Origin of the sequence: Novipirellula rosea (assembly GCF_039541335.1) — a bacterium.
Taxonomy (GTDB): domain Bacteria; phylum Planctomycetota; class Planctomycetia; order Pirellulales; family Pirellulaceae; genus Novipirellula; species Novipirellula rosea.
Genome location: NZ_BAABGA010000058.1, coordinates 1 through 19,301 on the forward strand (window position 1 = coordinate 1; position 19,301 = coordinate 19,301).

A 19,301-nucleotide genomic window follows, 5' to 3' on the forward strand; every position below is an offset into this window, starting at 1 on the left:
AAGGGAAGCTCTCGCTCCCCCGAATAATGTACATCGAATGCTAGTACCTCAGCATTTTCCGTAGTTTGGGAGAGGTCGAGCAGAGCCTTCAGCGATGCTCGGGTGAGGGCCGTCCGAGCAAGCCAGCGGCCCACTGCAAGTTCCGTTGCGCGGTCGGCCCTCACCCGAACGAGGCCTAAAGGGCCCGCTACTACCTCTGCCGAGCTGAAGCTCGGCAGAGGTGGCTTGTTTCGTGTCACCTCTCCCAAACGTAGTTTGGGAGAGGTCGAGCAGAGCCTTCAGCGATTGCTCGGGTGAGGGCCGTCCGAGCAAGCCAGCGGCCTACTGCAAGCTCCGTTGCGCGGTCGGCCCTCACCCGAACGAGGCCTAACGGGCCCGCTACTACCTCTGCCGAGCTGAAGCTCGGCAGAGATGACAGTACGCGATCGTCTTGGCAGATGTTATTTCAAAAATAACCGATTAAAACTTGCGTGTCACCGAGATTCGTTTGCGTGGCAGATCGATCTCCAGCACTTTCACTTTGGTGACATCACCTACCGCCACGACTTCGTTTGGATCTTGTACAAACGTGTTGGCGAGTTGTGAAATGTGAATCAGCCCGTCTTGGTGCACTCCGATGTCGATAAAGGCGCCGAAGTGAGTGACGTTGGTAATCACACCTTCGAGCACCATGCCGGGCTTCAGATCCTCCATACAGTTGACGCTGTCATCAAACTTCACCGCACGGAATTCACTGCGTGGGTCGCGTCCTGGTTTCGCCAACTCGGAAATAATATCCGCCACCGTTGGCAAACCAAATCGCTCGTCCACAAACTCGTTTGGCTTCAATTTCTGGCTCAGCGTTGCATTGCCAACCAGCGAACTTGAATCGGTCCCCAATTTCTTAGCCATCTGGCTGACCAACACGTAGCTTTCTGGATGCACGGCGGAATTGTCCAGCGGTTCATCGCCACCGCGAATTCGCAAAAAACCCGCCGCTTGCTCAAACGCCTTCTTGCCCAATTTCGGCACCTTGCTCAACTGTTTGCGATTCCCAAAGCGACCGTTCGCGTTGCGATACTCGACAATGTTCTCAGCCAACTTGGGACCGATCCCCGCGACATAGGAAAGCAGCGGAACGCTCGCCATGTTCAAATCCACGCCGACGCTGTTTACACACGACTCGACCGTACGGTCCAGGCACTTGCGAAGCTGCGTTTGATTCACATCATGTTGGTATTGCCCGACGCCAATCGATTTCGGATCCGACTTGACCAATTCCGCGAGCGGATCTTGCAAACGACGCGCGATACTGATCGCACCTCGCACCGTGATGTCCAAATCAGGGAATTCCTTTGATGCCAATTCACTTGCCGAGTAGATCGATGCTCCCGCTTCGCTGACCATCACTTTGGTAACGTCAAGCTTGTGTTGGCGAATCAGATCGCCGACGAAACTGTCGGTTTCTCGCGACGCCGTCCCATTGCCGATCGCAATCAATTCGACATTGTACTTTTGGATTAATGCCAACAACGCTTTACCGGCAGCGGCGGTATCATTTTTCGGCGGCGTGGGGTAAATGGTCGTGTTGGTCAGAAATTTGCCGGTTCCGTCGACGACCGCGACTTTGCAACCGGTACGAAAACCGGGGTCAATGCCAATCGTCACCCGTGGACCAGCTGGAGCGCTCATCAGCAATTCACGCAGATTTTTTCCGAACACTGCGATCGCTTCCTCGTCCGCTTTTTCCTTCAGCGTTTGCATCACGGTCGATTCGGTGGCGGGCATCAACAGCCGCTGATAACAATCGTCCACGGTTTCAAGCAACTCGTTGCGAAATTCGAAATCACGATTAGGCACAAGCTTTGGCTTCAATTCGGCGAGCACTTGCGAATCTTCGAGCTGGATGCCGACTTTCAGCACCCCTTCGGACTCGCCTCGCATCATCGCCAACAAACGGTGCCCAGGGATCTTTGCGGCCGATTCGTTGTGGTCGGTGTAAAGCTCGAACTTTTCGGCTTGATCTTTCTTACCCCGTTTGATCGACGACGTGATCCGTCCTTGCGAAAAAGCCTGTTTTGTCATCCAGGTCCGCGTGTCGGCGTCCTCGGACCATTGTTCGGCGACGATATCCAGCGCACCTTTCAGCGCCGTGTCGGTATCGGGAACCTCTTTGGCCGCGTTGACAAACGCCTTCAAAACATCGTCTTTCGATTTGCCAAGCTTGCTTTGGCTGAGCAGCAGTTCGGCCAACGGACCAAGACCACGCTCCCTCGCGATCGTCGCTCGGGTACGCCGTTTCGGTTTGTAGGGCAAATAGATCGCTTCGAGCGTTTGCATGTCGCTGCAATCTTCGATCTGTTTGCGAAGGGCAGCCGTGAGCAACCCTTGCTCGTCGATCGTCTTCAGCACCGTCGTTTTTCGTGCCGCAAGTGCCATTGCTTTTTCCAAGGCATCTTCGATCGCACGAAGCGCGATTTCATCGAGTCCGCCGGTGGCCTCTTTTCGATAACGGGCAATAAACGGAATCGTATTGCCAGCATCGAGCAGTTCGACGGCCGATTGAACCTGTTTCAGTGGCAATGACAGCTCTTTTGCGATCGCTTTGGTCGCAGCATCGATATCAAACACGTTTTCCGTTTTCGTAGCCATCGGGTTTCTCAATGAAATGTTTTGTCGATTTTGTCAGCAGGGCGGCGGATTCTAGCTAGCCGCCACTTCAATGTCATTAGCATCTTTGAAAGCAACTTGGTCGCCTGTATCGCTAGGTGCGGGCGGCTCGAAAACACTCGAAAGTCTTGACGACTCCCATTACCTAATGCTTCGTCAATCTTTGATTTTGGGGTAGTGGAGCTTGCTAAAGATCCTTCCACAACCATGAAACAGGGAGCTTTAGCAAGCTCCACTACATTAGAAACCCCAGTTGTAAGACTGGACCAAACACTAGCACGTTTTGCTATTTGTCATGCTGCTTGATGGCCATATTGAAAAAATGCCGAACGGCACGGCCGCTGATCGTCGTTTTCGAGAGTAGTTCTTCCGCAATCAGCATGATCGCTTTCGCATGCCCCTCTTCACGGAGAATGTGCGCAGTTTTGTCGACCAAGCGGCGTTCAATCCGCTCCATTTGCTGTTGCGTTCCAGGGCGTGTGTGCAGCAACCGCCGAGCGGTACGCAGGTCCTGAGCCGCGCCCGATTCGCAATATTCGCCGGTGATGATCGCTTCGGCGACCATTCCCGCAAACAGGATCAACACTTCGTCCTCGAGCCAATCTCGGCTCGACTTGGTCCGCCCTTTCTGGATTTTACAGGCCCCCAGCCGCACTCCCTCGACTTGCAGTCGCCGCGGCGAAATCGTCACTTTATCGATCGGCCGACCTAGCGACAGTGCCATCACGGCATGCCCCGCTTCGTGATAGGCCGTCGCAACCAGCCCCGGGCTCGGACGCTCGGTGGGTTCTTCATCCGATTTTTCCATCGGCTGTGGTTCTTGTTTCATTCCTTCAGTGTATCGGACATAATGGCTTAAACAAACGGCGTCACGGCATCTTCCTTTCTCTCTCCTGCCACAAACGAGGTTCCCGCGATGACATCACGGAACATTCGAATTTCGATCCTGCTCGCCGCGTTCGTCTGCACGCCCTCGTTGAGTGGTGAAAACGTTGCCGATGCATGTACGGTGATGCGATTTTCATTCGATGGTCGCATCGTCGTCGCACGCAATCATGATTGGGGTTTCGGCGAAGGCTTAGTGGTGGTGAATCCACGCGGAATTCAAAAGCAGGCGATCTCGCCGGTCCAGCCTGCCAAATGGGTGTCCACGTACGGCAGTGTGTCTTTCGTGCAATTCGGACGCGAAATACCGTTTGCAGGAATGAATGAACAAGGACTAACCGTCGATCTGCTGCAACTGATTCAAGCGGAGTTCCCGGTCATCCAACCGGGTAAACATTCAGTGAATGTGGTCCAGTGGGTGCAATATCAACTCGATACCGCCGCGACGGTAGCGGACGTGGTCATCAGTCTCGAGAAGATCTACCCGACACCGATGGTCCCCAGCATCGAACGAGTTCACTACTTCGTCACCGATGCGTCGGGCGACGTTGCGACGATCGAGTTTTTGGACGGTAACCCCCACGTGCACCGCGGCAACGAGATCCAAGATTGTGCGCTCGCCAATTCAACCTGCATCGATTCACGAGAGGCGTTTCACAATCAACAGTGGCGGAACAATAGCGAGCGACGGTATTACCAAGCCGTATGCCAGGTCCAGATGGCGAACGAGGAGGTCACGCCAGCGGACTCGATCGAATATGCTCGCCAATCTTTATCGAAGGTGGCTCAGCCCGGTTTGACGCAGTGGAGTATTGTGTATGAGCCCGCTGAAAAACGGATTTCCTTTTCGACCCGTGTGGCGAAAGAGCTTCGCACGCTCGACCTCGACGATCTCGACTTTGACCCCGCCAGCGATGCGATGACCGTCGATATCGACAAGGATGTCGCGGGTGATCTGATGCCATATTTGAAAAAATATACAGCGAGCGACAACGCCAGGATCGTCAATTTTGCGTTTGACCGAACGATGCCCAAAAGTTTCGTGCGAACCGCCGTCAAGCAGCTCGTGCTCAACTACCCCGCCACATTGAGCGTGGTAGGCGAATCTGCTGCTGTCGGTGAGTAAGTCAGCGGAATCAAGCAAATTTGGGGTGATCACCATCTCTGCATCTTGTTTTCTTGCTTGATTTCTCCAATTTTGCGCCCTGTCTAGCCAACGTTCATGCCTTCGGTATTAAGGCACGACATCGCGGAGCTGCTATGTTGTTTTACACATCAAAAGTCTAATGTCCGCTGCGATAGAGGAAGGTCAATGTTGGAAAGCTTAACTTGCAATTCGTGCGGGGCACCGATGCAGGTTCCCGAGTCAGCCCGATTCGTCAAGTGCAATCACTGCGGTGCTCAATTGGCGGTGCGTCGCGAGCGTGACGTGACCTTCACCGAGGCGGTCGACAAGCTAACCGAAACAACCAAATCACTGAGCGACCAAGTCAGTCGGTTGACAGCGAACCAGGAAATCGCAGACCTTGATCGACAATGGGAATTACAACGCAACGACTTTATGATCACCGGAAAAAACGGTCGCTCCCATCTTCCGACCGAAGGAACCGCGATGGTGGGCGGCGTTGTCGCGGTAGTGTTCGGTGGATTTTGGACCGTGATGGCATTTGCGATTACATCACGATCGCCGTTTGGCATGGCCAAGATTTTTCCGCTGTTCGGCCTGGTGTTTATCGCTGTTGGCATTTTCGGCGCGATGCACGCCAGCAACAAAGCGAGCGAGTACAAACGTGCCAAACGTCGCTACGAGTCCGAACGTGCGAGATTGAAACGAAAGTAACCTGTAGGAAGTTGCCCGGAGCCCATACCGTAGCGGAACGCGCCAAAATTTTCGTCCGTGGCCGTGACTCGTCGAAACTCTTGATGGGCTGTTCATTTAATCGAAATGCGAATCGTATTGGTGAGCCGTGGGCCGTAAGGCACCGGGTAGTGTGTGGAACCCGGCCGCTCACGCGCGAGCGGCTCACTAAATCAACAGCCCGTTGACGAGTTCCGCTACTAGATGGTTTTGGCGATCGCGTAGATCTCGCGGTAATCGAGCACTCGGTCGTTGGTTTGAAACAGCGACGCGATCGCTGCCCGATGCGTTTTCATCTTCAATCCGCCGACACCGATCGCGCCGTAGACTTTCAGATCGCCGATCGATTTGCTTTTGTCCGTCACCCCGATGCCCTCGATCCCTGCGGGCGGCACCGCATTCAAATCGATCGCGACCTTTAATGACGAGCTGCTTTTCAAGGTCGCTTCGTTCACGATCTGGACGCCCGCGGCCCCACACGCAATCAGGATTTTCGCATTGGTAAGCAGCTTTTTCACATCGTCGGGACCATTCGCAGCGGCTGCGGTGACCGATCCCCCTTCGGTTTGCTCTGCGATCGCGTCGGCGACTTCGTTTGCCCGATCCAGCGATCGGCTGGTAACAATCACATTGGCGCCATCGGCTGCCAGTAAACGAGCCACGCGTTCACCGACGGGCCCAGTTGCACCCATCACGACCGCAGTCGCCCCTGCCAGATCGACTTCGCGTCCCGCGTAGACCACGGCCGCTGCCGCCGTGGTGTTGCACCCGTTGGCGTCGAGCATGACGGAATTGCGAACCGGGCCGAAAAAGCTCTCCGTCACTTTTTTGAGCAGTGTTTCCGCGTTTCGAACATTCGATCCGCCAATAAAGATCGCCGTGTTCTTCAGATCATCGCCGCCGCGAGTAAACATCGCTCCGTGTACCAAAGGTGTCACGTTATCAGACGCTACCCCTGCATGGCTCAGTAACGCATCAATTCCGGAATCATACGCAACCACACTATCAAACGTGCTGGCGTGAGAATCCGTGTCGAGCTGGATCAAAATCTTTCGGGACATGATGGATTTTCGGGGGTGAGCTGTGTGAATCGTTTTGATGTGCGAGCTCGCAATTAGAATCGCTCGTCGCGGTAGGGGGCAACCAGTCCGATTTTCCTCGCCAAAAATAGCCGTCGCGAAATCGCAGAGAGTTTTGGAGCGGCCGAAATCGGTGGCGATTTTCGCAACGGGCAAATTCGATATTGTGCAATTCCCTACCGCTGCCTGAACCCTTCGCTCGGGCCGGAAATGGCGGTTCAGTATTGACGCTCCTCGTGACGATCCCGTAAGGCATAGCCACAGCCCATCCCCCCAAACACTTGGCCTCCGACTTTCGTCGTTTACTCGTAGCGCTTTCGTCAGATGACTTTCACCAGTTTAACATTTCTGATTTTCTTGCCGCTCGTGTTCATGCTGCACTGGGCACGGCAAAATCGCTACTGGCAGAATTCGCTTTTGGTGCTTGCCAGCTATCTCTTCTATGGCTGGTGGGACTATCGTTTCTGCGGCTTGATGATCCTGTCGAGTCTGGTTGACTATGGACTGGGGATCTTCGTCGCCCACGCAAAAACGCAGGCACAACGCAAACTCGCGTTGACAACCAGTGTCGTTTGCAACTTGGGGTTACTGGGCTTCTTTAAGTATTTTAATTTTTTCTCTGAGAGTTTGGTTATCGCCCTTGGGGAAATCGGATGGACGGTTCATCCGCTGATGTCGGAAATTTTATTGCCGGTGGGGATCAGCTTCTACACGTTTCAAACGTTGAGCTACACGATCGACATCTACCGTGGCAAATTGCAGCCGACAACCAATCTGATTGATTATCTCGCGTTCGTGTCGTTCTTTCCGCAACTGGTTGCCGGCCCTATCGAACGCGCAACCAACCTGATGCCACAATTTTCGCGGGCACGAATATTTTCGAATGACCAAGCCGTTGCAGGTTGCCGCACGATTCTATGGGGTTTTGTAAAAAAGCTGATCATTGCCGATCATTTAGCCGTCTGTGTTGACACGATCTACGCTCACCCCAGCAGTGCCTCGGGGCTAACCCTATTGATCGGCACTGTCTTTTTTGCATGGCAAATCTATTGCGATTTTTCTGCCTACAGCGACATCGCGATTGGGACGGCAAAATTGTTTGGCATCGATTTGATGCAGAATTTCAGTTACCCCTACCTGTCGCGGAGTGTGATTGAGTTTTGGCGCCGCTGGCACATTTCACTGTCGACTTGGTTTCGCGATTATGTCTTTATCCCGCTTGGCGGCAGCCAGGGCACGAAGCTTGAGACCTTCCGCAACCTGATGATCACCTTTGTACTATCGGGTTTGTGGCACGGGGCCGCTTGGCGTTTCATTATCTGGGGCGCCATCAACGGTGCGGCTCTCGTCTTAGAAAAAGTGGTTAGCTCGTATGTTGAAAACGGCCGAAGTCGCCCGTTTTCCATCTTCGGCCATCGCGTAAACCCAATCGAGGGCCAAGCCAACTGCGGCCAACCCCCTGTTGCGGGTCAAGCAGCGCTACAAACGATATTCAGAATGACGTACACGTTTTCCGTCATCTGCCTTGGCTGGGTATTCTTTCGAGCAGCATCCACTGCCGAAGCGTTCACAATTTTGTCAAAAATTGCAACGATCCCATTGCACGATCTCAACGCCTCCGCGTGGAAAGCGACATTGGCCACTCATCCGTTGATCGAAAAAATGATGATTGTTTTGATCGGCTACTCAATTCTGGAATGGACGATGCACCTCAATCTCGTCCCATTACGTTTCCTGCAATGGCCCAAGCCAGCTCGGTGGGCCGTATTCACGCTGGCCATCTGGGGCACGCTCCAGTTCACGCTGACCACGAAAACGAATCCTTTTATTTATTTCCAATTCTAAGGCACTTACGATGCGCACGTTTATTCGAAACGCAAGTCTGTTTTGTGCCATCCAGCTCGTGATCGGCGGCTTGCTGATTCTGAACGCGACTCAACAGCCGCAGTACGGATTCATGGCGGCATTCGAAGACAAGATTCGCTTGTTACGCGAACATGACGAACCGACCCTGATTGTTCTTGGCGGTTCAAATGTGGCATTTGGAATTGACAGCCCCACCCTGCAACAGCACTGCGACATGCCCGTCATTAATGGTGGACTCCATGCCGCGCTGGGTTTGCAGTTCTACCTGGACGTGGCGACCGATTGCGCCAAAGAGGGAGATGTGGTCGTGCTGATGCCAGAGTGGATGCTGCTTACCGGAGGGACCAAGCCGGCCCCTGATCTACGGCTATCCATGGTTCAAGAGTCCCCCGCATCTTGGCGATACTTTTGCCATCTGGATTGCAGCGAACTCAAAACATTCGTTGACGACCAAGCGTTCTGCGTTCTTACAAGCCTTGTACAGTCGGGGAGCAAGTTGCCAACGGAGTCTCGGATTCAACGCAAATTTGAAGAGGCTCAGCTCCCAGACGCTTACTCTCGATTAAAGTTCAATGCAAACGGAGACTTTGTCGGACACCACGACCTGGGAACGACGAAAGAAATTGAGAAGATGAAAGCGGATGTAAAATTCAAACCGGCCGTAACGCTGGAGGCAGCGGAGCGAATCAATGCCTGCGCTCAAACGCTTAGAGAACGCGGTGCTAAGGTCTACTTGGCCTACTGTCCGGTCCCTGAACCTCATTTTGACAAGCACCAATCGTCTTACGATTCCCTTCACGAATTACTGACCAAGAATCTTGACGTCCCAGTTCTGCATCATCCCGACCAAGTCAAATACCCAACGTCCTATTTTTACGACACAGTCTGCCACCTTAACCTCACTGGCAAAATGACACGGACTAAATTGGTTGCTCAATCACTGCACGGTAAATTCCGTGTTGCCAGCAAACCCGTAGAGAAGACGCTTCGATAGCCCGGGCAATTCAACCTCATGCGGAGGGCTGATGACAGGCTGGAAGCCTATCCTACGTTAAAACGAAAAAACCGCACTGGCTTTTGATGGCCTGTGCGGTTTCAAGTCACTTTAAACAAAGCGTTGCGTTAGCGCGATGCGGTCGCTGCGACCTTGGGGATTTCCCAGCCTTTGCGATATTCGCGTTGCACGAATTGGTTGACTTCGGGCACGTTGGTGCTTCGCATGGTCTTCGCGTCCCATTCGATTCGTTTGCCTTCGCCCGCTCGTAGTGCAAGGTTGCCGACCAAAATGGTTTCGGTCAAGCGGCCAGCGTAATCGAAGTTTGCCATCGTGCCGGGCTCGTAGTCGCCTTTGACCGATTGCACAAACTCCCATTTTTGACGCTCATCGCCACCGCCCTTGTAAGGAATACGTGGCAACGATTGTGCTGGTGGTTTGAAGTCAACGAACTCACCACGTGGCAACAAGATGTACTGGGCACCGTAATCATCCGGTGAAAACAGAACGCCCTTGGTGCCGACAAGCACAGCACCACTGGTTTTGCCACCACCGGCACGTTGGTTGGCAATCTTTTTCTGGAACGATTCAGGCAATTGCTTGATGATGTCGTCCGATGGCAATTCGCCACCGTCGTACCAGTGGAATTTGCAAGCGGACAAGCCATCACGCTCGGGGAACTCGAACATCAACGACGAGCTGGCGGGGAACGTTTCACCTTCGAAGATACCGGGGTTCTTGACCGCGGTCACAGCAACGGGATCCCACAAATTCAGAGCCATCACCGACAAATTGGTCGTGTGGCAAGCCATGTCGCCGAGTGCTCCGGTACCGAAGTCGACCCAACCACGCCAATTGAACGAGTGGTATTCGCCTTTCTTGAACGGACGCATCGGTGCGGGACCGATCCAAGCTTCCCAGTTCAAATCCTCTGGAATTGGATCTTCGCCGGCCGGACGTCCCTTGCCTTGTGGCCATACGGGACGGTTGGACCAGATGTGGATCTCGGTGACGTCACCGATCACGCCACTGCGAATGACTTCGACGGCTTCTCGCATACCGTCGGCCGAGGTGCCTTGGTTGCCCATTTGGGTGACCACGCCCATCTCCGCAGCGGTCTCGCGCATCAAGCGAGCTTCGCTGATCGACCACGTCAGCGGTTTTTGGCAATAAACGTGCTTGCCCATCCGCATCGCACGAACCGCAGCGGCGGCGTGGGTATGGTCCGGAGTGCTGACGGTGACAATGTCAACTTTGTCGCCAAGCTTGTCGAGCATTTCGCGAAAGTCGGTGAACTGTTCCGCGTCTTTGAATTCGCGTCCCTTCTTGGTCAGCGTGCCGCCATCGACATCGCACAAACCGACGATGTTAACGCCTTGTTCGCCGATGTGGCTGGTATCGCTGCCGCCTTTGCCGCCAACGCCGATACAGGCCGCCGACAATCCTTGCAGCGCCGAGTCCTTGCCGTGGCTAATCAACGAAGTGCCCGACCAGAAACCAACGCCCGCAGTAAATGCGGCACTTTGGCCAATAAAATTTCGACGTGTTGTTTTCTTGCTCATCAAAGGTCCTTAAGGAGGGAATTACAGGATAGGGTAGGTTGAGAGAATGGGCCGTAAAACCGCAAAACTACCATAACAAGGGAGTATCGAAGCGGCAACGATCCGCATTGTAGCATTTTAAATCGACTCGACATGATTGCCACAATCGGCCCCACGCTTTAATATTTTCTCGAGCAAAAAAGAACGCAAATAACATCTTTTGTCAGGCGGACGCCGCTCGACTTGCTCCCCAATTCAATTGTCCCTCGACGAACCGGCTCCCTTTCGACAACTCGCCAATTCGATAAAATGGCGGCCCCACCTCCTTCATCCCTCAGCCCAAGCAGCTTCCATGACCCAAAAACACTCCCTCGACCGTCGTTTTCGTCCAATCGTTGCTGGAACTCTCAGCTTGGCGATTGCCGTGCTGAGCGGGTGCTCGCGCTCGGATTCCGATGGAGTGAATACGCAGTCACAGCCAGGCGATTCGGCTGCGGTTGAGCAGCCCAAAACCGCCCCGGTCATCGCGGATAATGACGAGGATGTCGAAGCGTTGGAGGAAGCGGGATATGTGCTCGAGAAAAACAAAGCGGGCAACGTCGTCGAGCTTTCAGTTTCCAGCGACGTCAGTATCGCCGAATCGCTAAAGCATTTACGAGGCCTTCCCAGCGTCGAAGTGGCCATTTTCAACGGTCCCGGCGTTGACGATGAAGGAATGCAGGCGATCGAGTCACTCAGCAAACTCAAGCGATTGACACTGACCGATTCGGCGATCAGCGATCTCACACTCGAATCGGTCGGCAAGCTCGAAAACCTCGAAGCTTTATTTCTGCGTCGTACCGGAGTGACCGACGCGGGGCTCGAAAGTTTGACGTCGCTTAAAAAGCTGCGAGCGATCGATTTACGTAACACCAACATCGCGGACGCGGGACTGGATTCGTTGGCGAAAATCAAATCGCTAGCCGATATCCAACTCGAAAAATCAAAGGTTACCGATGATGGCGTCGCAAAACTCGATGGACTCTCTCTGAAATCGTTCAATGCCAACTACTGCACCTCGATCAGCAACAAGTCGCTCGAAGTGCTTGGCAAAATGAAATCACTCGAATCCATTCAACTCGATTACACCAAGATCGACGACGAAGGGATGCCAGCACTCGAAGGACTTTCCAAATTAAAGCGGCTTCGCATTCGTGGTTCCGATGTGACCGGCGAAGGGCTCAAGTCGATCGCCGGACTGAAGACGCTCGAGCGTTTGGAACTCCGTGATACATCGCTTGATGACGACGGAATGAAAATCATCAGTGAATTGCCCAACGTCAAGTTCCTCGATATCAGCGAATGTCGGCTGGTCAGCTCCGAAGGCCTACAAACCATCGCTAACTTGACCAAATTGACCTACCTCGGGCTGTGGGAAACGAAGACCGACGACGAAGCGCTGAACACCTATGGCAAATTGACCAATTTGACCGAACTGAATTTGATGTCGACCAAAGCAAGTGACGAATCAGTCGACACATTGATGAAATTGCAAAACCTTGAACGTCTGAATGTCGCCGGAACGAGGTTCACCGACGAAGGGTTCAGCAAACTTGCATCGCTACCCAAATTGAAGTACATCAACGTCGCAAACACAGACATCGGATTCTTGTTGGTCGAAGAGTTAAACGAGAAATATAAGAACCTAAAAGTCGCTGAGAGCGAAAACGAGTAACCCCGGGATAGGCTTTAGCCTGTCATCACGATACCTTTACAGCCTTATTTTTAGGGACATCAGGATGGGCTTAGGAATCGCCTTTCGAGCGTTTTCAGCAGCAATTTTCAACAAACAAGCTTCCGAGCGAATTCGCCAGGCGCTGCAGCCTGAAACGTCGCAGGAAGCAGAACCGAAATTGCTGCCCAAAACGGAACCGCAGCCCGCAGCGGCCCCCAAACCGGTTGCGGCCAAGCCCGTGCGAAGCGATGCGATCACGCTGTTGTCGGCTCTGCAACGCGAGGCCCGCTTTGTCGATCTGATCCAGGAAGACCTGACCAAATTTGCCGATGCGCAAGTCGGTGCCGCCGCTCGCCCCTGTTTACAACAGTGTGCATCCACGTTGACAAGATTCTTTGAACTCGCGCCGGTCAGCGATGTCGGTGAGGGATCGCAGATCGAAGTCGGCGAAGATGGATCGCCCGAACGCTATCAGTGGATTGGCGAAGGCTCGTCGACCTCAGGCAAACTGATCCACCAAGGTTGGCAAGCCACGAAGGTCGAGTTGCCCAAATACAGCGGCAGCGAGCGTGATGCAAATGTGATCGCACCGGCACAAGTCCAGCGATAGAAAAACATTCGTTCCAAGGCTCCCACCTCGTCTTTGCACGCTACCCAGGCAGGAGCCCAATTCCGTGAACGATTTCGTAGCGGAACTCGTCAAGAGTTTCGGGAGGAGGACTTGGGACGAAAGTCTTGACGACTTCCGCTACGCCAAATAAGTGATCGAAACTCTTGGCGAGTTTCGCTACATTGATTGTCGCAGCCGATAATCGACGCGTAACGCAGCACGAGACTGGACCGCGTTGGTGATAGAGGCCGAGATCGGGTCACAATCGCGTACTAATGGGTATCCTCGCCGCTTCGGCAAAAGGCCACGTTTGCACGGTTCGAATTGGCGGCGACAATACCACTGGAGGGGCCATCCTCCTCGACTTCTCTCTCGATAGACTCCACAGACTCTTCCAATATGAACGCCCGTTACAGTATCGGAATCGACCTCGGCACCACCAACTCGGTGGTTGCGTTTTGCCCGCTTGATGCCCCTGACGATCTTCAACTGATGAAGATTCCGCAGCTCATCCAGCCGGGCCAAATCGAAGCCCGCGATTCACTTCCGTCGTTCTTATACCTGCCGCGTGAATCCGAAGTCGAATCGTTGCGAACCGCCTACAACCCGGATCCCGCCGGCGGCGTGGTCGGTGCCTATGCCCGATCTCAAGCCGCCGACAATCCGCAACGGGTTGTCGTCGCCGCCAAGAGTTGGCTCTGCCACAGCAGTGTCGGACGCACCGATGCGGTGCTGCCGTGGCAATCACCGCCCGAAGTCAACAAGGTATCGGCATACGAATGCACCGTCCGATTCTTGTCGCATCTGGTCGCCGCGTGGAATGAACAACACCAGGACGCTCCGCTGCGTGAACAGCAGGTGGTATTAACCGTGCCTGCATCGTTTGCACCTGCGGCGCGTGAATTGACACGGCAAGCCGCGGTAGCAGCCGGACTGCCCGAAACATTCGTGTTGCTCGAAGAACCGCAAGCCGCCGTGTATCGTTGGTTGTCGGCCAAGGGTGACGATTGGCGACAATCCCTACGTGCCGACGATGTGTTGCTGGTCGTTGACGTCGGGGGCGGAACAACCGACCTGACCCTGGTAACGGTCTCGCAGAAAGATGGCGAATTGAACCTCGAGCGTCTTGCCGTGGGGAATCATTTGCTGCTTGGCGGTGATAACATGGACTTGGCACTCGCTCACTTCGCCAGCACCAAGTTCGCTGAATCAGGCCACGAATTGGATCCCTGGCAAAGTGTTGCACTCTGGCACGCCTGTCGTGATGCAAAAGAACAACTGCTGTCGGCCGATGGCCCCGAACAACAAACCGTCTCGGTGTTGGGACGCGGCAGTTCGCTGATTGGCGGCACGATATCCGCAGAAATCGGCAAGGCGGAAACTCAGCAGTTGATCGTCGAAGGTTTCTTCCCGAAATGTGAAGCCTCGGCGCGTCCCGAACACAACGCGGCTTCCGGATTCCAGGACATCGGACTGCCTTACGAAGCCGATGCGGCGGTCACGAAACATGTTGCCGCCTTTCTGGCCGACCAATCGGGCGACGATACTGCGACCAGCGTCACGCCAACGCATGTGCTGTTCAACGGCGGTGTGTTTCGCAGCGAAACGCTTCGCACGCGAATGCTCGACACGATCAACGGCTGGTATGACGACGATCCCGTCGTGCTAGGCGGACTCGACGATCTGGATACCTCTGTCGCGATGGGGGCTGCCTATTACGGATTCAGCAAACAAAGCGGCGGAATTCGTATCCGCGGCGGGACAGCCCGCTCCTATTACGTTGGAATCGAAACCGCCGGATTGGCGATTCCCGGGGTACCACGACCGCTGCGTGCATTGTGCGTCGCCGCTCGAGGGATGGAAGAGGGGACCGAGACCGAGGTGCCGAGCGAAGAAGTCGGTATCGTCGTCGGCAAACCTGCCCAATTTCGTTTCTTTAGTTCCGCGGTCCGCTCGGATGACAAAGCCGGTTCGAAACTCGATCGCTGGAACCAGGACGAAGTGGTCGAGATTGAACCGATCACGGTCCATTTGACGTCCGAATCGACATCAGGCGAAGCCTTCATTCCCGTGAAATTTGCCAGCCGAATCACGGAACTTGGCATGTTCGAATTGTGGTGCCACAGCACGCGAGGCGACGAAAAATGGAAAATGGAATTCAACGCCCGTGAATCGGCCAAATAAGAATTGGGCGAGACGTGGTTTGCGGTTAAGATGATTGCCACCTGGGGCTCGGGCCTGCAAGCGATCTCGCTCGTCGGTATCCCAGGGGCAACCCTTCGCATCGGATAACGGACGTGTCTCAATCGAATCCTTTTTCGGAACAATATCCGCACCCTCAATCCCAACCGGCACCCGCGTCAACCAAGCGTGTGTTGATCATTGTCGCCGTCATCATGGCGGGAATTGCGTTGTTTTGTGCGGGTGTCGGCACCATCGCCTTTGTCGCGATGCAGCGAATTGCACGCCCAGCACCAGAAGTCGAACTGGAGCCACGCGAAGACGCATTTACGCGAGACGCCGACAATTTCAATCGATCGCTGGATCGATTGTTCGACGAGAAACCGACGCAAGCACCGCCTACCGTCGACCCGGCGATTGCCCAGTTCATTGACGACAGCAACGCGAAGCTCGAAAATGGTGAGGATATCCCGTTCAGTCTGACGCTGTTCATCGAAGCCGTCGCGATGAGCGACCATAGCGGCGGTTCGCTCAGCATCATGAATCGCTTGGCGCTGCAAAATTGGCTATCGCAATTCCAACCCAATCCCGATTCCATCTCCGGTGAAATACGCCTCCTCGATGTTCGTCTTGACTCGACTGGCAAATTGGCGGTGGTCGACTTGCTGGGGTATTCCGATTCCGATCAAGCGGAATCGTTACAGTGGTTCTTGGTCCATGAAGGCGGCGAGTGGAAATTCTACGACTGGCAGCGACTCGAGTTCGGTCGCCGACTTTCCGACGAGTACGCGTCCTATCTGCATGGCGAGTCGCCGCTGGACGAGGGTTACGACAACGCGTTGACGGAGTTAAGCGAAGCAGAGGTTGCATGGTATGACGGCGATCCCGAGCGAGCCAAACAGATCATCCGCAACGCCGAAAAAATGCCGATGCTTCCGCAAGACCGTCCGGTGCTGCAGTTGCAAGCCGCCTACACTTGGATGCGATTGGAACAATTCGATGAAGCGGTGAGAGTCTTAAAATCGGTTGAAAATCCCGACTCATTATGGGGCGTGTGGCCGTCGTTGGCTGTCTGTTACTACAACCTCGAGCAATACGAACCCGCGCTGCAAGCGGTCAACAAAGCTCAAAATCTATCACCGAATCATCCCAACGGATTCTGGATCGCATCGCTGATTCATGACGAATTGGATCAAAACGACGAGGCTGCCGACGCCGCGATGAAAGCACTTCGAGTCTGTCCTTTGGATTCGGTGATCTTCTACAACGCGATCGCCCAGGGACGTCCGCAGGATGTCAAAAAACTGGTCGATATCATCGCCGAAAATGACGAGCAATATCAATGGACACACTTAGTCTCGCAAACGTTTCGTAAGTCTTCGGAATTCCCTGAGGCTGTTGTCGCCGAACTGAAGCAGCGTGAAAACTTGCCAGCGGGTTTGCTGGAAATCGCCTTAGGAAATTTGGCTTGGAGCGACGAACTGCTCGACCAAGCCGCCGGACACTTCTTGAAAAGCCAATCAATCGCGGAATCCGAATACATTAAGTCAATTGCAAACGAAAACCATCTCGATGTTCGATTGCAAGAGGATGACTTCGAGCAACTTTTCGCAGAATCGAACGCTGCCGACGCCCTGTTCCGCAGCCTCGTACTTCGTGCTTACGATGATTCGCTGTACTGTGACGTCGAAAAATTGCAGACCGCCTTGCAGTCTCACTCACCCGAGAACGAAAACGGCTGGCACACCGCACTCGCCGCTTGGGCAAATTACACCAACGGTGACTATGAACAAGCAGTGACATCGTTCGATGCATTCCTCGCGTGGCACAGTTCCGCAGAATCGGATCCTAATCGGGATCTGGAAAACAGTGAGGAACTTGAAAATGCGGCCGAGCCTGAAGCCCTGGAAGAAATTGACGCGGACGATGACGCTTGGATCGACACCGTAACAGCCGATTATCTCGTCGACGCGCTGCTACAGCTTGGCCGTCCGCTAGAGATTATCGAGCGTTGGCCCGAGGACACCGGCAAACATAACCAAATCGGCAGCTTTCTACTGCTTCGCGTGAATTCGACGCAAACGAATCGCTTTCTCGAAACCACATCCACGACTCACTCCGATTCGGTTCAGATCCAACGACTACGACTGCAAGCTGCACAGTCAATGGACCGAAACGAAACCGCGCAAGCCACGGCGTATCATCGCGAGGCCATTCAACTGGCATCATCGGTTTACGATAGCGAAGAAAGCTATTACCTCGACGAACTGATCCGTCAATTCGCCCGTGATTTAGTAGTCACAAAAAACATTGCTACCGGCGATGTTCTCAGCGACCTCGAGGACACGATGGATCTCGATGTCTTGGTGAATGCCGCAATTCGTGAATCCATCCGACTATCGGACGACGACGAGCTTGCCGCTTGGTTGCGCCGTGCCGCACAACGACCGCAACCGACGGACGATTCCGATGCCGCTTTGAAATCAGAAGTAGCCGACTACTATCTAAGCAAAAACCAACTCGAAACCGCAATCGACGCCTACAAACAGAGCGTACAGAATTCGGGTGATGACTCGTGGAGCCTGCCTCGACGTATCGAGTCGGCGATCGTCGCCATGGTCCGTGCCGGGCAGGTTGAGGAAGCAAAAAAGTGGGTTTTGGCAAACCCGATTCCCGACAGTGAAGTCGCCGATCAAGCCATCGTCGACATTGCAAACGGTGATTTCACATCACTACAGAAACACCTTGCTGCCGTCGACAAGGCAACAGCGACCGATTGGCTGCAACGCCAATCCCTATCCACTAGTTTGACTCGCCACATCGAATCACCCGAGATCGACAAGCTCGTCCGCCAGTATCCTTTCCGAATCTCTTATATCTCGGCCGCTTCATCTGGAGAGCTGTTCCGTGATGCCAAGTCGCCAATCGAGCCTAACGCAATTGCAGCCGCAATCGAAGCAGCCCTTGGCGAATCGTTTACCGCAAAGGTCGTGTCGGACGAGGAAAACAGTCGCAAGAAAACGTCGGAGCAGGCATGGCTGTTTCAGTCGCCCGGCGGCCAACGCATCTTGGCCAGTTGGAGTGAACGCCAATATAAAACGGAGAACCTATCGGATTGGCTCGCCGAACAATTGAGCGAGCCGGTCACGCGGATCAAGTTTGCAATTTTGGACGACCAACCAAATCCCACGCGACGTCTGTTTGCAATAGCGTCCGGGCAAGCAGGCGACGACATGATTGCATTTACGTGGTCCGGTGGCAACGAAATTTGGTCAGGGCCTCAATTGAAAGAACAATTGGTGTGGACTGACCGCGTTCCGGTGCAGCGTGCCAAACAAGCACCTCCGATTGTAGAGATCCCGCTTGAAGATACGGACACCGATTACGAATACGTGGCGATCGACGAGTGGGACCAGCACCTGAAGGATGCCGGCGCGAGCCTCGATGCGATATTGACAATCAATGCAAACGGAGCTCGTGAGACGATTCCATGCACGATTAGCAAAGTCGACGCCGAGGAGTATGACATCTACGTTTCGCCCGCTCGCGCCAGCGTCCTATTGCCATTCGTCAAAGCGGGTTTCACCTACACATGTGGCCCCAGTAATATGTCGATGCCGAAGACCAAGTCAAAATGAGCATGGCGGACCGGCAGCCAAATTCCCCGTAGCGGAACTCGTCAAGAGTTTCGAACCGCCACCCCATTACAAATCGAAGCACCTTATACGAATAGGCCAGTTCGCTCGACTCGCGCGACAGCAGCGAGTGATTCGCAAGCAATTGCGTTGACCCATCAATACTCTACTCGCGACTTGGGGCGAGTAGAATGATGTTTCCTCTCCGTCATTCCAATCTTGCTGTCTGTCATCCGTTATCACCAGAGGCGTGCAAACAAACCGAATCAGTCTGCACCGCGCTGCCCAC

General features: G+C 54.1%; 12 protein-coding genes. 8 read left to right on the top strand and 4 right to left on the bottom strand.

Annotation, left to right across the window (positions count from 1 at the left end; genetic code table 11):
* Positions 1–459 precede the first annotated feature (459 nt).
* Complete coding sequence (locus ABD971_RS22205) at positions 460–2,631, bottom strand: Tex family protein (protein ID WP_345325679.1); 2,172 nt, start codon at positions 2,629–2,631, stop codon at positions 460–462.
* A gap of 304 nt (positions 2,632–2,935) precedes the next feature.
* Positions 2,936–3,478: an ATP-dependent metallopeptidase FtsH/Yme1/Tma family protein gene (locus ABD971_RS22210; RefSeq protein ID WP_345325681.1), complete on the bottom strand. Its 543-nt coding sequence runs from the start codon at positions 3,476–3,478 to the stop codon at positions 2,936–2,938.
* Positions 3,479–3,565: 87 nt separating this feature from the next.
* On the opposite strand from ABD971_RS22210, the gene ABD971_RS22215 reads away from it, so the two are divergent.
* Complete coding sequence (locus tag ABD971_RS22215) at positions 3,566–4,660, top strand: linear amide C-N hydrolase (RefSeq protein WP_345325683.1); 1,095 nt, start codon at positions 3,566–3,568, stop codon at positions 4,658–4,660.
* Between the two features lie 186 nt (positions 4,661–4,846).
* Positions 4,847–5,374 (top strand): TFIIB-type zinc ribbon-containing protein, encoded by a 528-nt coding sequence (locus tag ABD971_RS22220; RefSeq protein ID WP_345325685.1) that lies wholly within the window; start codon positions 4,847–4,849, stop codon positions 5,372–5,374.
* 218 nt (positions 5,375–5,592) lie between these two features.
* Here the strand turns inward: ABD971_RS22220 and ABD971_RS22225 are convergent, their stop codons facing one another.
* Positions 5,593–6,453, bottom strand: a complete 861-nt coding sequence (locus ABD971_RS22225; RefSeq protein ID WP_345325687.1) for an NAD(P)-dependent methylenetetrahydromethanopterin dehydrogenase — start codon at positions 6,451–6,453, stop codon at positions 5,593–5,595.
* Between the two features lie 342 nt (positions 6,454–6,795).
* Here ABD971_RS22225 and ABD971_RS22230 point away from each other — a divergent pair, with 342 nt between their 5' ends.
* Together ABD971_RS22230 and ABD971_RS22235 are read left to right on the top strand one after the other, a co-directional pair.
* Positions 6,796–8,316 (top strand): MBOAT family O-acyltransferase, encoded by a 1,521-nt coding sequence (locus ABD971_RS22230; RefSeq protein ID WP_345325689.1) that lies wholly within the window; start codon positions 6,796–6,798, stop codon positions 8,314–8,316.
* A gap of 10 nt (positions 8,317–8,326) precedes the next feature.
* On the top strand, positions 8,327–9,331 hold the full coding sequence (locus ABD971_RS22235) for a Rossmann-fold NAD(P)-binding domain-containing protein (protein WP_345325691.1): 1,005 nt from the start codon (positions 8,327–8,329) through the stop codon (positions 9,329–9,331).
* Between the two features lie 128 nt (positions 9,332–9,459).
* On the opposite strand, the gene ABD971_RS22240 is transcribed toward ABD971_RS22235, so the two are convergent.
* On the bottom strand, positions 9,460–10,893 hold the full coding sequence (locus tag ABD971_RS22240; protein WP_339946337.1) for a Gfo/Idh/MocA family protein: 1,434 nt from the start codon (positions 10,891–10,893) through the stop codon (positions 9,460–9,462).
* A gap of 331 nt (positions 10,894–11,224) precedes the next feature.
* Here ABD971_RS22240 and ABD971_RS22245 point away from each other — a divergent pair, with 331 nt between their 5' ends.
* The 4 genes from ABD971_RS22245 (at position 11,225) to ABD971_RS22260 (ending at position 19,015) form a co-directional block, all read left to right on the top strand.
* Positions 11,225–12,586 carry a leucine-rich repeat domain-containing protein gene (locus ABD971_RS22245; protein ID WP_345325694.1) on the top strand — a complete coding sequence of 454 codons (1,362 nt, stop codon included), beginning with the start codon at positions 11,225–11,227 and terminating at the stop codon, positions 12,584–12,586.
* Positions 12,587–12,650: 64 nt separating this feature from the next.
* Positions 12,651–13,196, top strand: a complete 546-nt coding sequence (locus ABD971_RS22250; protein WP_345325696.1) for a DUF2760 domain-containing protein — start codon at positions 12,651–12,653, stop codon at positions 13,194–13,196.
* Positions 13,197–13,595: 399 nt separating this feature from the next.
* Positions 13,596–15,380, top strand: coding sequence for an Hsp70 family protein (locus tag ABD971_RS22255; RefSeq protein WP_339946340.1), 1,785 nt, complete (start codon positions 13,596–13,598; stop codon positions 15,378–15,380).
* Positions 15,381–15,493: 113 nt separating this feature from the next.
* On the top strand, positions 15,494–19,015 hold the full coding sequence (locus ABD971_RS22260) for a tetratricopeptide repeat protein (RefSeq protein ID WP_345325698.1): 3,522 nt from the start codon (positions 15,494–15,496) through the stop codon (positions 19,013–19,015).
* Positions 19,016–19,301: the final 286 nt, after the last annotated feature.

Coding starts and splice junctions, on each gene's coding strand:
- ABD971_RS22225 (WP_345325687.1), bottom strand. CDS start 6,453: ATGTCCCGAAAGATTTTGATCCAGCTCGACACGGATTCTCACGCCAGC.
- ABD971_RS22235 (WP_345325691.1), top strand. CDS start 8,327: ATGCGCACGTTTATTCGAAACGCAAGTCTGTTTTGTGCCATCCAGCTC.
- ABD971_RS22215 (WP_345325683.1), top strand. CDS start 3,566: ATGACATCACGGAACATTCGAATTTCGATCCTGCTCGCCGCGTTCGTC.
- ABD971_RS22240 (WP_339946337.1), bottom strand. CDS start 10,893: ATGAGCAAGAAAACAACACGTCGAAATTTTATTGGCCAAAGTGCCGCA.
- ABD971_RS22205 (WP_345325679.1), bottom strand. CDS start 2,631: ATGGCTACGAAAACGGAAAACGTGTTTGATATCGATGCTGCGACCAAA.
- ABD971_RS22230 (WP_345325689.1), top strand. CDS start 6,796: ATGACTTTCACCAGTTTAACATTTCTGATTTTCTTGCCGCTCGTGTTC.
- ABD971_RS22255 (WP_339946340.1), top strand. CDS start 13,596: ATGAACGCCCGTTACAGTATCGGAATCGACCTCGGCACCACCAACTCG.
- ABD971_RS22245 (WP_345325694.1), top strand. CDS start 11,225: ATGACCCAAAAACACTCCCTCGACCGTCGTTTTCGTCCAATCGTTGCT.
- ABD971_RS22250 (WP_345325696.1), top strand. CDS start 12,651: ATGGGCTTAGGAATCGCCTTTCGAGCGTTTTCAGCAGCAATTTTCAAC.
- ABD971_RS22220 (WP_345325685.1), top strand. CDS start 4,847: ATGTTGGAAAGCTTAACTTGCAATTCGTGCGGGGCACCGATGCAGGTT.
- ABD971_RS22210 (WP_345325681.1), bottom strand. CDS start 3,478: ATGAAACAAGAACCACAGCCGATGGAAAAATCGGATGAAGAACCCACC.